Here is a 12,582-nt window from a genome sequence, read left to right on the forward strand (position 1 = left end):
ATCAATGCCGCCCGGAATGGCCGAAACCACCGGTGCCGCGCGTGCTGGGGGTGAATTCGGGGACGATGGCGAATTCGGCCCGCACCACCGGCACGATGATTAACTGGGCGATGCGCTCGCCGATGTCGATGGTGAACGGGGCGTGGCCCCGATTCCAGCACGAGACCAGCAGTTCGCCCTGATAATCGCTGTCGATCAGACCGACCAGGTTGCCCAGCACGATGCCGTGTTTGTGGCCGAGACCGGAACGTGGCAGCACCATCGCCGCCAGGCCGGGGTCGGCGATGTGAATGGCCAGGCCGGTGGGAATCAAATGGGTTTCGCCCGGATGGACCGTCAGCGGTTCCGTCAGGCAAGCGCGCAGGTCCAATCCCGCCGAGCCGGTGGTGGCGTAAGCGGGCAGGGGAATGTCCCGATCCAAACGGGGATCGAGGATTTTCAGTTCGATGGCGCGATGGCTCACAATCAGACACTCCAAGGTTGTCGGCAGGCTAACAGTTCAGCGCTCTCCCTTCCAGCCGCGATAACGTTCCGCGATCAGTGCGATCAGTTGTTGCCCAAGCAGGGTCTTGTCGGCCAGTGGCAGCAGCCGTTCCCCGCCTTCCCACAGCACATGTAATTCGTTTTGCGCGCTCTCGAAGCCGCTGCCGGCCATGCCGACCTGATTGGCGGCGATCAAATCCAGATTCTTGCGGCGGCGCTTGTCCTCGGCGTAGCGCAGCACGTCGTGGGTTTCGGCGGCGAAGCCGACCGTGAACGGTCGGTGCGAGCGCAAGGCGGCGACCTCCGCCAGAATGTCCGGGTTGCGCACCAGCTCCAGGCACAGGGTATCGTGAGTCTTCTTGATCTTCTGCTCGGCCGGACTGGCGGCGCGATAATCGGCGACGGCGGCGGTGGCGATGAAGATGTCCGCATCGTGGACATGCCGCATCACCGCTTCGTGCATTTCGAGTGCGCTGTCCACGTCGATCCGCTCGACGCCGGGCGGAGTTTCGAGATTCACCGGGCCGCTGACCAGTAGCACCCGAGCACCCCCCAGCGCCGCTGCTTCGGCCACGGCAAAGCCCATTTTCCCGCTGCTGCGGTTGCTGATGAAGCGCACCGGATCGAGTGCCTCGCGGGTCGGGCCGGCGGTGATCAACACGCTTAGCCCTTGCAGGTCATGGGGCGCGAGCGGCGCGGTCGCCGGCTCCACGACGAGAGGCTCCGAGCGGATTTCGGCCATGCTTTCCCGGACACCGAGCAGTTCGATGACATGAGCGCACAATTCCACCGACTCCAGCATTCGTCCGGCGCCGATTTCGCCGCAAGCCTGTTCGCCGACTCCCGGCCCCCAGATGTGTACGCCGCGCCGCGCCAATAGCCGGCAGTTATCCTGGGTCGCGACGTTTTGCCACATCAGCCGATTCATCGCCGGCGCGACCGCAATCGGCTGGTCGGTGGCCAGACACAGCGTGCTGAGCAAGTCGTTGGCCATGCCGTGGGCCAGTCGGGCGATGAAGTCGGCGGTGGCCGGCGCGATGAGGATCAGATCGGCCCAGCGCGCCAATTCGATATGGCCCATGCCGGCTTCGGCCTGAGTGTCGAGCAAATCGACCCGCACTGGTTGGCCGGATACCGCCTGAAAGGTCAGGGGGGCGACGAAGGCGGTGGCGGCGGGCGTCATGGCGACCTGCGCCTCGGCGCCCGCCTCGCGCAGTCGGCGGGTCAGGTCGGCGCTCTTGTAGGCGGCGATACCGCCGGTGACGCCCAGTAAAATACGTTTCTTGGCCAGAGGTTGCAGCATGGCGAAACTCCGCGCGATTGGGGAAATCGCGGCAAGCTTAGCGCAGCTTGAACAGGTACAGAAGCAGGAGGGAGCAGGGTTCAAGCAAGGGGGATAAAAAGGGCGTCCAACCACGCAACGTGCGACGATACATGGTTGGACGCCATAGTCCGCGACGGCGGCCCCCGTTAGCCGCCTGGAACCCGCGCTGGTCGAACCTGAAGAGGCCGACGAGCACGAATCCACGGCTATAGTGCTAGCAAACTGATTGCCAACTTTTATATCTTATTGTTTATAAAAAATAATAAATTATTCACTAATCCAGAAACGCGGTTTTCGACCGACATGAAAGGGCACACTCGCTTCATGGCGGTGCTTTTGGTGGGACGCGTGCCCGATTTCAGGGCAATACGCCGTTTTCGCGGCGCGACCGGCGGCCATCGGGGAAGTGTCACAGTGTCTTGATCTGTTCGAGTCGAGTGGCCATGCTTGGCGTCATCAATCGAAAAAGGGGTATGCGGCGATGTCCATTCGCGATTGGCCCGATGAGGAGCGTCCACGGGAGAAGCTGCTGCGGCGTGGAGCCGCCGCCTTGTCCGACGCCGAGCTACTGGCGATTTTTCTACGGATCGGCATACCGGGTCGCAGCGCGGTGGATCTGGCGCGGGACATGCTCAAGCAGCATGAAACTTTGCGTAAGTTATTGGAGCTGGATCAGGCGGGGTTTTGCGCAACGCCGGGGCTGGGGCCGGCCAAGTACGTGCAGTTGCAGGCGGTGCTGGAACTGGCGCGGCGCTATTTGGAGGAGACCCTGCAGCGTGGCGATGCCATCCAGGGTGTGGCGGATACCCGCCGGTATCTGCTGGCCCGCATGCGCCACCACCCGCACGAGGTGTTCGCCTGCCTGTTTCTGGATAACAAGAACCGGGTCATCCAATACGAAGAGTTGTTCTTCGGCACCATCGACAGTTCCGCCGTACATCCCCGGCAGGTGGTGAAACGGGCGCTGCACCATAACGCGGCGGCGGCGATCGTGGCACACAACCATCCGTCCGGGATCGCCGAACCCAGCCGCGCCGACGAAATGATTACCGTGCGCCTGAGGGAAGCGCTGGCCCTGGTCGATGTTCGCCTGCTCGATCACATCGTCATCGGCGACGGACAGGTGGTTTCGCTGGCCGAGCGGGGAGTTCTCTAGCAACCGGTAGCCTGGATGGCGCCGGTCATCCTGTTCGCGTCGGGCGGATTAGAAACCGCGCGCTTCCCGGATGCGGTCGTAGGCGGCGGTCAGTTCGCGGGTTTTTTCGGTGGCGAGCGCCAGTTCGGCCAGCGAGGCGTTGCGGCCCGCCAGTTTGTCGGGATGATGCTGTTTGAGCAGGCGGCGATAGGCCAGTTTGATCGCGTCGGGGCTGGCCTCGCGCTGTAGCCCCAGCACGGCATAGGCTTGGGTCAGCGAGCCGACGGCGGTGGTGGAACGCCGATTGTGCGCCTGCCGGTGGTCGTGCGTTTCGCCACCACCGTCCTGGTTTGGCCGCTGTGCCCAGCGCTGGGCGCGAAACAGGGCGTGCAGCGCCTCGAATTGCAAGCGGTGGATGCCCAGGCGGTCGGTGATGTACAGCAGCCGGGTATGAGCGTGCGGATGCAGGCTTTCGTCGGCATAGGCAACGTTCAGTAGCAGCTCCAGCAGTTGTTGCAGGAGCGCCGGACGGCCACGGCAGGCGCGCTGGAACGCTTCCAGTACCGCATCCAGGTGGAAATCCGGCTGTTTGCCCGTGGTGAAGGCGTCGATCGCGGCCTGGCGCTGGCCGGCGTTGAGCCGCAGGCGATCCATGATGGCGCGGGCCGTGGCGATTTCCCGATCCGAAACCCGACCGTCCGCCTTGGCGATGTGGCCCATGAGCTGGAACGCGGTCGAGTGGAAAGTGTTTTGAATGTGTTCCTGGGTGTTGCCGCGCTCGGGGGGGACGGTTGCGCGCTTGCCCCGCGATTGAGCCTGATCGAAATTATGGCCGACCGCCGCGCCCAGCAGCGCGCCCACCGGCCCGCCCACCATGAAGCCGAATGTTCCGCCGAACAATTTGCCAAACACCTTGGATTCAAATGCCTCTTCGAATGTGCGGGGTCGAGATAACCGGGTTACAGCGAGGTTCCCGTTCCCGCATCAATGAGCGAGATAGGTTTCGTCGTCGTAGGTTTTCAACCAGTCGGGCCGCAGCCCGATCAGCGCGGTGATGACCATGCCGTTGAGCATGCCCTCCGGGAACAGGTAAAGCGGCACGAACGGTAGATAATCGCGGCTGATGCGGGCGAAGGAATAAACCTCGGCCGTGACCAGCAGCAACACCAGCGCCAGTACCACCACGCCGGCGGCCAGCATGGCGTTGAAAAAGCCGCACAGGAAAATATAAACGAAGAGGTGGTGGGGAAGGTAGCGGTGAACCAAATAATAGATCCCATAACTGGTCGAGACCGGCAGTACGCCCAACAGCAGGGCATTGGCGGCCAGCGCCGACCAGTCGCCGCTGATCGTCGTCACCGCCACCGTGATCAGACTGACGCCGATCGTGCCCAGCGACCAGCCGAACATCAGGGTGTACACGGTTACGCCCAGGAAGTGAAAACCGAGAGCCGGCCGCACCCCCACCTCGAAGATCCACATCAGGAACAACGCCACCGAAGCGCCCATGAATACATGTTGCAACCGGTTGTTCGCCAGAAACAGCCGCCACGGCGCCGACCGCAGAGCCTGCACGCCGACCAGCAGCCAAATGAAGTTGGCGAAGAACAGCAGGTCGGTGGGCAGTAAATCGTCGTTGATGTTCATGGCGGCAGGGTACCGTGGCGGTGGATCGGGGGCCTTGCGAAACGTCAGTTGGGCGAGCGCGGGTGGACAATCGCATTTTCCGCCGCCGGCCGGACGGTTACAATGCGCCGCGCCGATTCTTTCCCCAGCCGCAGGAGTTGCATGCTTATGTCCGCTGTCGCCGCCTCGCCCGAGCTTCACCGTCTGCCGCTGATCTATCGCGGCAAGGTCCGCGATCTGTACGCGGCTGACGATCGGCACCTGCTGATGGTGGCCAGCGACCGGCTTTCCGCCTTTGACGTGATTTTACCCACCCGGATTCCCGGCAAGGGCGCGGTGCTGACGGCGGTATCCAATTTCTGGTTTGACCGCACCCGTCACCTCGTGCCCAACCACTTGCAACTGGCCAGCCTGACGCTGGAACAGGCGCTGCCCGATCCGGCCGAACGGGCGGCGGTCGCGGGCCGGGCGGTGGTGGCGCGGCGATTGAAGGGCTTGCCGGTCGAAGCTATCGTGCGCGGCTATCTGATCGGTTCCGGTTGGAAGGATTACCAGTACGATGGTCGAGTGTGCGGCATCCCGTTGCCGGCGGGCTTGCAATTGGCGGAACGGTTGCCGGAACCGATTTTCGCCCCATCCACCAAGGCGGCGCTGGGCGCGCACGACGAGAACGTGAGCTTTGAGCATGTTGTCGGGGAAATCGGCGCGGAGCTGGCGGAGCGGGTGCGGGCGGTCAGCCTGCGACTGTACCGGGAAGCGGCGGAGTATGCCTTGGCGCGCGGCATCATCATTGCCGACACCAAGTTCGAATTCGGCCTGGACGAGGGCGGGCAACTGGTACTGATGGACGAAGCGTTAACCCCCGATTCCTCACGGTTCTGGCCGGCGGATCAATATCGACCGGGCGTCAACCCGCCCAGCTTCGACAAGCAATTCGTGCGCGACTACCTGGAAACGCTGGACTGGGATAAACAGCCGCCGGGGCCGGAGTTGCCGCCGGAGATTGTCGAGCGCACCGTCGCCAAATATCGCGAGGCGCTGGAACGCTTGACGGAGTCGGTGTGAGCGACGCGTTCCCTACTCCTAATCAACAGGTATGGGATCAGTGGATGGAGAAGAAGAAATCCATCGGCGACATGTGTCAGATTGGTCTCCAGATCGGAAATACTCGTTTCGGCAGCGATGTTTCTTTGTCACAAGAAGGCGGTTAATTTGGACAAGGAGCGGTTCAAGTGGCGTCCAAGCACCGAACTGGCGCCGGGCGATACAGTTCGTCCAGCGGCGCCGAGCGACCGGGGCCGACCACGATCCGGCAATGCTCGCGTCGTAGTTGCCGGGGATTTGCCGCGCCGCAGGCATGGGCGATGATTGCCACCTCGCGGCGCAAGTTCTCCGCGTAATGTCGCACCCGTTCGGCCTTGTCCGTCGGGTCCAACCCGCGTTGCAACCGGGGGTTGTGAGTGGTGATCCCGGCCGGGCAAGTGTTCTTGTCGCACTGCATGGACTGAATGCAGCCCAGCGCGAACAGGAAACCACGCGCCGAGTTCACGAAATCGGCGCCCACGCACAGCGCCCAGGCCACTTCGCCGGGATTGATCAGCTTGCCGGCAGCGATCACCCGGACCCGCTCGCGCAGGCCGTATTCGCTCAACTTGTCCACCACCAGCGGCAAGCTTTCCTGAATCGGCAAACCCACATAATCGAGCAAACTCATCGGTGCCGCGCCGGTGCCACCGTCGGCACTGTCCACGGTGATAAAATCGGGGGCACTGGCCGGTCCTCGACGGAGGATCGTCTGGCACAGATCGTCGAACCAGCGTGGATCGCCGATCACCAGCTTAAAGCCGGTGGGCTTGCCGGTGATGACGCGAACCCGAGCGACGAAATCCAGTAGCGCCGCCGCGTCGGCGATGTCGGGATGACGATTGGGACTGCGCGAATCCTGGCCGAGCGGAATGCCGCGGATGGCGGCGATTTCCGGCGTGACCTTGACTGCGGGCAGGATGCCACCCTTGCCCGGTTTTGCCCCTTGGCTCAGCTTGATCTCGAACAGGCGGACCTGAGAATGGGCGGCTACCGCGCGCAGTTTATTTTCGTCCAGAGCACCCCACTGGTCGCACACCCCGTATCTCGCGGTCCCGATCTGGAACACCAGGTCGGCGTTGCCTTCCAGATGGTAGGGGGACAAACCGCCCTCACCGGTGTTGAGCCAACAACCGGCTTGTCGCGCTCCTCTCGACAGCGCGCGTACCGCCGGTTGAGAAATCGCGCCGTAGCTCATGGCCGAGATGTTGAAAAAGCTGGGCGCCGCATATGGCTGGGGGCAATCCGGGCCGATGACCCGCGGCTCGGCTGTCGCCGGTTCGGTATCGAGCGCGGGAAAGGCGGCGTTGGCGAACAGGACGGCGCCCGGCGGGCGCAGATCGCGGGTGGAGCCAAACGGCTGGGTGTTGTCCAGATTTTTCGCCGCCCGGTAGACCCAGGCGCGTTGCGCCCGATTGAACGGCATCTCCTCCCGATCCATGGCGGAGAAATACTGGCGGAAAAACACGCCCAGATGCTCCAGCCGGTAGCGCAACCGCCCGATCACCGGGAAATTGCGACGAATGGCATGTTGAGTCTGGGTGATGTCGATGATGTAAAGCACGGCGACCAGCAGGATGCCAACGCCGATGGCGAAAACGAACAAAGCCGCCATCACGGCCAGAAACGTGGTGATAAAGCCGGGTAGATCGAAGGTAACCATGGCAAATCTCCGGGTCGGCAAGCGCGTGCCGCGACCGCTATTCTAGCGCCGCGCTTGCCCGATGGCTGGGAAGATTCTGTTCTTCTGGACGAGATCGACAAGGCAAAGTGAACGGCACAATTCAGCCAACGAGCACGGCCATCCGCCATTTGCGCACCGAGTTGACCAGATAAATATGCCGGGCCGTGCGCAGGTCGGTGGGGGTCAGAACGTGCTCCCGAATGTGGCCGGCAGCGAGCAGCCAATCGCGAAACGTACCCGCCAATAGACCGCTCGCCACCGGCGGGGTGAGTCGTTCGCCGTCCAGGTCCAGCACCAGATTCGCCGTGCTGGCCTCGGTCAGCTCCCCGCGTTCGTTCCACAGGATGACCTCATCGCAATCCGGTCGGGACGCGCGGGCGTCGTCGTATATCTCGCGCCGAGTGGTTTTGTGATACAGCCAGATCACGTTGGAATCGACGGGTGCCTGGGCCAGACCGATTCGCACCGGTGGCGGAGATGTCTCCTGTGTCAGTGTGACCACCTCCAGCGTGAATGCGCCGTTCCGATTGACCAGCAGCCGGATTTTGCTCGCCGCATTTAAAGTCGTCGCCAATTCGCTTAGCCGGGCCTCGACGGCGGGCCGGTCGAGCGGGACCTTGAAGTAAAGCGCGGTATCCGCCAACCGCGCCAGATGCGTTTCCAGCAGGAAATAGCCATCGCCCGGTTCCCACAGCAGCGCTTCCAGCAATTGAAACTGGGGTTGCCGCGCAGTCAGCACACGGGCCTTGAGCAAGCATTCCGCGTACTCGTCGCCGGCATCGGAATCCCAGACCACGCCACCGCCCACGCTGTAGCGCGCCCGCCGCTGCTCGCGGTCGATCAGCGCCGTGCGAATGGCGACATTGAAGCGCGCCCGCCGCTTCGGGCCGATCCAGCCGATGGCCCCGGTGTACACGCCACGCGGTTGCGGTTCCAGTTCCCGAATGATTTGCATGGTGCGCACCTTGGGCGCGCCGGTGATCGAGGCGCAGGGAAACAGGCTGGCCAGAATCTCCACCACCGAGGCCCGGGTGCGGGCGGTGACGGTGGAAGTCATTTGCAGCAGGGTGGGGTAGCGCTCGACCGCGAACAAGCGGGGCACGGCCACGCTGCCGGTTTCGGCCACCCGGCCCAGATCGTTACGCAGCATGTCCACGATCATCAGGTTTTCGGCCCGGTTTTTGACGGATTGCCGCAGATCGGCCATCCGCGCCTCGTCTTCCGCCAAGGTCCGTCCGCGCGTCGCCGTACCCTTCATCGGTTGCGTGGTCAAGCGCTCGCCATCCAGTTGAAAAAACAGTTCCGGCGAGGCCGAGCAGACCGCAAACCGGCCGGTGTCGATAAAAGCGGCGTACTCCCCCTGCTGCGCCGTCGCCAGATCGACGAAGAACGGCCACGGGTCGCCCGCGAACGTGGCCTGGAGCGGAAAGGTATGGTTGACCTGATAGCTATGGCCACGGGCCAGGTAATCCTTGATGCGGCGGATGATCGTTGCATGGGCGGCGCGGTCGAGGGCGGGTTGCCAGGAACCCACCATGTAGGACGCGGAGGACGGTGGATCGGCCCATTCCGTCGCCCAAGCAGCGAGGATTTCCATGCGTTCATACAGGCCAAACCACAGCAGCGGCAGGTCCGGCAGCGGGGCGTGGACGGCCAGACCATAGGCGGCGGCGGCTTCGTAGGTGATGAAGCCGGCGGCGGTCAGGCCGTGCTGGTTGACAGCGGTTTCGAGGGCTTGCAGCGCCGGGATGACTTCATCCGGCCGCATGGCGACCACCACATGCGCCGGCGCGGTGAACCGCAGCCCGCGAGGGCCATCCTGGATGAAAGCATCGCCGATCATGCCGTTTCCCGCCGTCAGAGGTGATTCAAGCCGATTTTTCAGGCCGATAGGCACCGTATTGTCCGCTGAAGGTCATCACCGCTTCGCCACCGGAGCGGATGATCACCTCGACCGCCCAGCGGGCCTTGCCGCGCTGGCGAAGGCTTTGCAGGAATTTTTCGGTGGTGGCCGGGTCCGGCCGGGCGCATTCGGTCACGATGTCTTCCCGCAGCGGTTTCAGGAACTTCAAGGTGCTGTCGGTGATCACGATCTCGGCGTTCTCGCTGTGCTGATCCAGGGTAGAGCGGGTCAGCGCCCAGCCGGTGAGCGCGGCGATGGCCGCCATCGAGCCGCCGAAGGCGATGCCCTTGTCGTTGATGTTCGGCGCCAGTGGCGCGGTCATCGCCAACCCGGAATCGTCGCAGCGTTCCAGCCGGGCCTGCATGGCCCCAAACAGCGGGACGTGGTGGTTGAGATAGTCGTTGATTTCCTGCAGGTAGGACATGACGGCCCCCGTGGTCGAATGGAATGAACGGTTCGCAAGAAAATGCGCCGGTATTTTCGCTTTTTTCCGGTTCGGCGTGGTCCTTTATAGAGCCTTGCAATAACCAACAACCGGGAGATGCCTCCTCATGCTCGAAAAACCCGCCGTCACCCAGCACCCCATTGCCGATCTCATCGCCCGCCGCTGGAGCCCCCGCGCCATCGCCGCCGATCAGCCGGTCAGCCGCGAGAATCTACTGGCGTTGCTGGAAGCGGCGCGTTGGGCGCCGTCCTGCTTCGGCGACGAACCGTGGCGTTATTTGGTTTGGGATCGGTTTCACGATGCCACCGGCTGGCAAAGCGCGTTCGAATGCCTGGCCGAGGGCAACCGAAGCTGGGTCAAAAATGCACCGATACTGCTGTTGTCGGTGGCGGCGCCGAACTTCGGCCACAACAACAAACCGAACCGCTGGGGGCAGCACGACACCGGCGCCGCCAGCGAAAATCTCTGCTTGCAAGCCGCGGCGCTGGGTCTGGTGGCGCACCAGATGGGCGGTTTCGATGCCGACCAGGCCAAGGCTGCGTTCGCCATCCCCGCCGATCACGCCTGCATGGCGATGATCGCGGTTGGCCATCCGGCGCCCGCCGACAGCCTCCCGGACCCGTTGCGCGAGCGGGAACTGGCGCCCAGAACGCGCAAGCCACTCGACCGGATCGCCTTCGCCGGTCGCTGGGGCCATGGCTTTCAGGCGTAGAAACCCTTACCGCATCCGGCGGTCGTACCCTCGTTGATCCGATTCATGTAGAGTGCGCTCCCGTGTTCGGGAGACGATGGATAGCCGATGCCCAAGACCCTGTCCGATCAGCGCTCCGCCCGGGGCGCTAGCCGATATCTGCTTCGTTCCGTACTGTTTCTGGTCGCGCTGGCGGCGCTAGGGGTGTTTTTCCAGCGCCCGCTGGCTGCCGCCTTCATGACCAACCCCTATTTGAACGGCACCGTCGCGGCGGTGTTTTTGTTCGGAGTGTTCTACACCTTCAAGGCGCTGGCGGACACGCTGGGGGAGGTCCGCGCCGCCGAACGGGCCGCCGCCATGGCGCTGAAGGCCCGCCGCCGGGAATGGTCCCACACCGAGGCCAACCAGGCCCTGCTGGAGAATATCGGCCGTGGAGTGGGCGATTTTCTGCGCAAGATTCATCGGGTCATCAGCCACGGCGACGCCGCCGCGACCTTGCCGTATCTGCTGGATTCGCTGGCCACCCGGGGCGACGACCAGCGGGCGCTGGTGCGCTATCTGGTTGGGGCGCTGGTGCTGCTGGGTTTGATCGGCACCTTCTACGGCCTGCTGCTGACCATCGCCGGAGTACGCGACGTGATCGGCGGTCTGTCCACCGATAAGGCGGCCGACACCATGACCTTGATCGCCAGCTTCAAGGATCGGCTGGCCGCGCCGCTGGGCGGCATGGGTACCTCGTTTTCGTCCTCGATGTTCGGCCTGCTGGCGGCGCTGGCGCTGAGCTTTCTGGAATTGCAACTGCTCCATGCCCAGAACCACCACCATGCCCAGATGGAGGCGCTGGTGGTTAGCGATCTGGTGCCGCTGTGGCAGCCGGTGGTCACGGTCACCGCCAGCACCGAAACCATTTCACCGCGCCATCTGGCGGCCCTGCTGCAAGCCACCACCGACCGGCTGGAGCGGGTGGCGGCGACCACCGAGTATCTGGCCAACCGCGGCGAGGGCATCACCCGGGTCGCGGAGCAAATCGCCAGCCTGGGCGAGCGGATCGAGTCCCTGCGGGCGACCTTGCGGGATATCGAAAACGACCGCACCGCCGATCTGCGGCACGAACTGCGCACTATCGCCCGTCTGCTGGCGCAGCAGCCGATGACTACCGTTCAGCGGGACGAGGATACTCATGCCCCGCAGACGTGACACGCTTGGCGATATCAATATTTGGCCTGCTTTCACCGATGCGCTGGGCGGACTGGTGATGGTGCTGATCTTCCTGATCACCGTGTTTGTGGTCAGCGAGGTACTGATCGGTCGCGAGATGATGGGCAAGGACACCGCCATCGGCCAATTACAACGAATCGTCGAGCACCTGGAAGGCTTGGCCGGCGACGCCGAACAGGAAGCGAAGCAGCTGCGCGGACGAGTCCAGGGTCTGGAAAGCACGGTCGGCGCGCGGGACGCGCTGTTGGCGCAACTGCGCAACGAATTGGCGGCGCTGCGAATGGCGCAGTCGGCGCTGAGCGTCGATAAAAGCAAGGCGGAACAGGCGGCGGCTGGTGCCCAGGACCTGGCGGCGCTACTCAGCGCCCGGGCCGAACGGCTGGCCAACGAACTGGAGCGGCTCAACCAAGCCCTGGCGGCCAACCAGGACGAACTGGCGCAACGTGATGCCGTCATCGTCCAGCAGAAGGGCCGGATCGAGGCGCTGGACAGCGCGCTCAAGAAGCGCTTGCTGGAGCGGGTCGAGGAATTGGAGAAATACGCCAGCGACTTCTTCGGCCGGCTGCGCGAGGTCTTTGCCGGCAATCCGGACATCAAGGTAGTGGGCGATCGCTTCGTGTTTCAGTCCGAGGTGCTGTTTCCCTCCGGCGAGGCCGCGCTGTCGCCGGGAGGGCGCGGCGACCTGGATAAATTCGCCATGGTTTACCAGCAGTTGGCCGCCCGCTTGCCACCGGATTTGCCAGTGATCATCGAAGTACAGGGTCATACCGACCGGGTGCCGATCCGCGGTCGTTTTCCCTCCAACTGGGAGTTGTCCACCGCGAGGGCGCAGGAAGTGGTGAACTATCTGATCCAGCAGGGTATCCCGCCGCAGCGGCTGGCGGCGGTCGGCATGGCGGAATATCACCCGATCGATCCGGCGGACAACCCGGAGGCGTACCGCCGCAACCGCCGCATTGAGTTGAAGATCACCAGCCGTTAAGGCGTAAA

General features: G+C 63.7%; 13 protein-coding genes. 6 read left to right on the plus strand and 7 right to left on the minus strand.

Going from position 1 to position 12,582, the window contains the following annotated elements; all coding sequences use genetic code 11:
- Position 1: 1 nt before the first annotated feature.
- Positions 2-463, minus strand: coding sequence for a dUTP diphosphatase (gene dut / locus IPM89_11580; protein QQS53512.1), 462 nt, complete (start codon positions 461-463; stop codon positions 2-4).
- Between the two features lie 36 nt (positions 464-499).
- A complete protein-coding gene (gene coaBC / locus IPM89_11585; GenBank protein ID QQS55893.1) occupies positions 500-1,783 on the minus strand; it encodes a bifunctional phosphopantothenoylcysteine decarboxylase/phosphopantothenate--cysteine ligase CoaBC in 1,284 nt (427 codons plus the stop codon).
- 505 nt (positions 1,784-2,288) lie between these two features.
- Here coaBC and radC point away from each other — a divergent pair.
- Positions 2,289-2,963, plus strand: coding sequence for a DNA repair protein RadC (gene radC, locus IPM89_11590; GenBank protein ID QQS53513.1), 675 nt, complete (start codon positions 2,289-2,291; stop codon positions 2,961-2,963).
- 48 nt (positions 2,964-3,011) lie between these two features.
- Here the strand turns inward: radC and djlA are convergent, their stop codons facing one another.
- The gene (djlA, locus tag IPM89_11595; protein ID QQS53514.1) at positions 3,012-3,854 is read right to left on the minus strand and encodes a co-chaperone DjlA; all 843 of its coding nucleotides are present in this window, start codon (positions 3,852-3,854) and stop codon (positions 3,012-3,014) included.
- A 72-nt stretch (positions 3,855-3,926) separates the two neighbouring features.
- A complete protein-coding gene (locus IPM89_11600) occupies positions 3,927-4,589 on the minus strand; it encodes an energy-coupling factor ABC transporter permease (protein QQS53515.1) in 663 nt (220 codons plus the stop codon).
- 147 nt (positions 4,590-4,736) lie between these two features.
- Here IPM89_11600 and IPM89_11605 point away from each other — a divergent pair, with 147 nt between their 5' ends.
- Positions 4,737-5,633, plus strand: a complete 897-nt coding sequence (locus IPM89_11605; GenBank protein ID QQS55894.1) for a phosphoribosylaminoimidazolesuccinocarboxamide synthase — start codon at positions 4,737-4,739, stop codon at positions 5,631-5,633.
- Entirely contained in the window at positions 5,630-5,779 is a 150-nt protein-coding gene (locus tag IPM89_11610; GenBank protein QQS53516.1) for a hypothetical protein, read from the plus strand. The genes IPM89_11605 and IPM89_11610 overlap by 4 nt, the downstream gene beginning before the upstream one ends.
- Before the next feature lie 17 nt (positions 5,780-5,796).
- Here IPM89_11610 and IPM89_11615 read toward each other — a convergent pair whose 3' ends face one another.
- The 3 genes from IPM89_11615 to IPM89_11625 form a co-directional block, all read right to left on the minus strand.
- Positions 5,797-7,314 carry an FMN-binding glutamate synthase family protein gene (locus tag IPM89_11615; GenBank protein ID QQS53517.1) on the minus strand — a complete coding sequence of 506 codons (1,518 nt, stop codon included), beginning with the start codon at positions 7,312-7,314 and terminating at the stop codon, positions 5,797-5,799.
- Between the two features lie 121 nt (positions 7,315-7,435).
- Entirely contained in the window at positions 7,436-9,178 is a 1,743-nt protein-coding gene (gene pabB / locus IPM89_11620) for an aminodeoxychorismate synthase component I (GenBank protein ID QQS53518.1), read from the minus strand.
- Between the two features lie 25 nt (positions 9,179-9,203).
- A complete protein-coding gene (locus IPM89_11625; protein ID QQS53519.1) occupies positions 9,204-9,662 on the minus strand; it encodes a YiiD C-terminal domain-containing protein in 459 nt (152 codons plus the stop codon).
- 127 nt (positions 9,663-9,789) lie between these two features.
- Here IPM89_11625 and IPM89_11630 point away from each other — a divergent pair, with 127 nt between their 5' ends.
- The 3 genes from IPM89_11630 (at position 9,790) to IPM89_11640 (ending at position 12,574) form a co-directional block, all read left to right on the plus strand.
- A complete protein-coding gene (locus tag IPM89_11630; GenBank protein ID QQS53520.1) occupies positions 9,790-10,395 on the plus strand; it encodes a nitroreductase family protein in 606 nt (201 codons plus the stop codon).
- Between the two features lie 87 nt (positions 10,396-10,482).
- Positions 10,483-11,571 carry a hypothetical protein gene (locus tag IPM89_11635; GenBank protein QQS53521.1) on the plus strand — a complete coding sequence of 363 codons (1,089 nt, stop codon included), beginning with the start codon at positions 10,483-10,485 and terminating at the stop codon, positions 11,569-11,571.
- Complete coding sequence (locus IPM89_11640; GenBank protein QQS53522.1) at positions 11,555-12,574, plus strand: peptidoglycan -binding protein; 1,020 nt, start codon at positions 11,555-11,557, stop codon at positions 12,572-12,574. Before IPM89_11635 ends, IPM89_11640 begins: the two co-directional genes overlap by 17 nt.
- Positions 12,575-12,582: the final 8 nt, after the last annotated feature.

Source organism: Candidatus Competibacteraceae bacterium (assembly GCA_016699715.1).
Taxonomy (GTDB): Bacteria; Pseudomonadota; Gammaproteobacteria; order Competibacterales; family Competibacteraceae; genus Competibacter.

Excerpts from the sequence above, each read along its gene's own strand:
- IPM89_11630 (QQS53520.1), top strand. The coding sequence starts at position 9,790 with ATGCTCGAAAAACCCGCCGTCACCCAGCACCCCATTGCCGATCTCATC.
- IPM89_11635 (QQS53521.1), top strand. The coding sequence starts at position 10,483 with ATGCCCAAGACCCTGTCCGATCAGCGCTCCGCCCGGGGCGCTAGCCGA.
- IPM89_11615 (QQS53517.1), bottom strand. The coding sequence starts at position 7,314 with ATGGTTACCTTCGATCTACCCGGCTTTATCACCACGTTTCTGGCCGTG.
- radC (QQS53513.1), top strand. The coding sequence starts at position 2,289 with ATGTCCATTCGCGATTGGCCCGATGAGGAGCGTCCACGGGAGAAGCTG.
- IPM89_11640 (QQS53522.1), top strand. The coding sequence starts at position 11,555 with ATGCCCCGCAGACGTGACACGCTTGGCGATATCAATATTTGGCCTGCT.
- IPM89_11625 (QQS53519.1), bottom strand. The coding sequence starts at position 9,662 with ATGTCCTACCTGCAGGAAATCAACGACTATCTCAACCACCACGTCCCG.
- pabB (QQS53518.1), bottom strand. The coding sequence starts at position 9,178 with ATGATCGGCGATGCTTTCATCCAGGATGGCCCTCGCGGGCTGCGGTTC.
- IPM89_11605 (QQS55894.1), top strand. The coding sequence starts at position 4,737 with ATGTCCGCTGTCGCCGCCTCGCCCGAGCTTCACCGTCTGCCGCTGATC.
- IPM89_11600 (QQS53515.1), bottom strand. The coding sequence starts at position 4,589 with ATGAACATCAACGACGATTTACTGCCCACCGACCTGCTGTTCTTCGCC.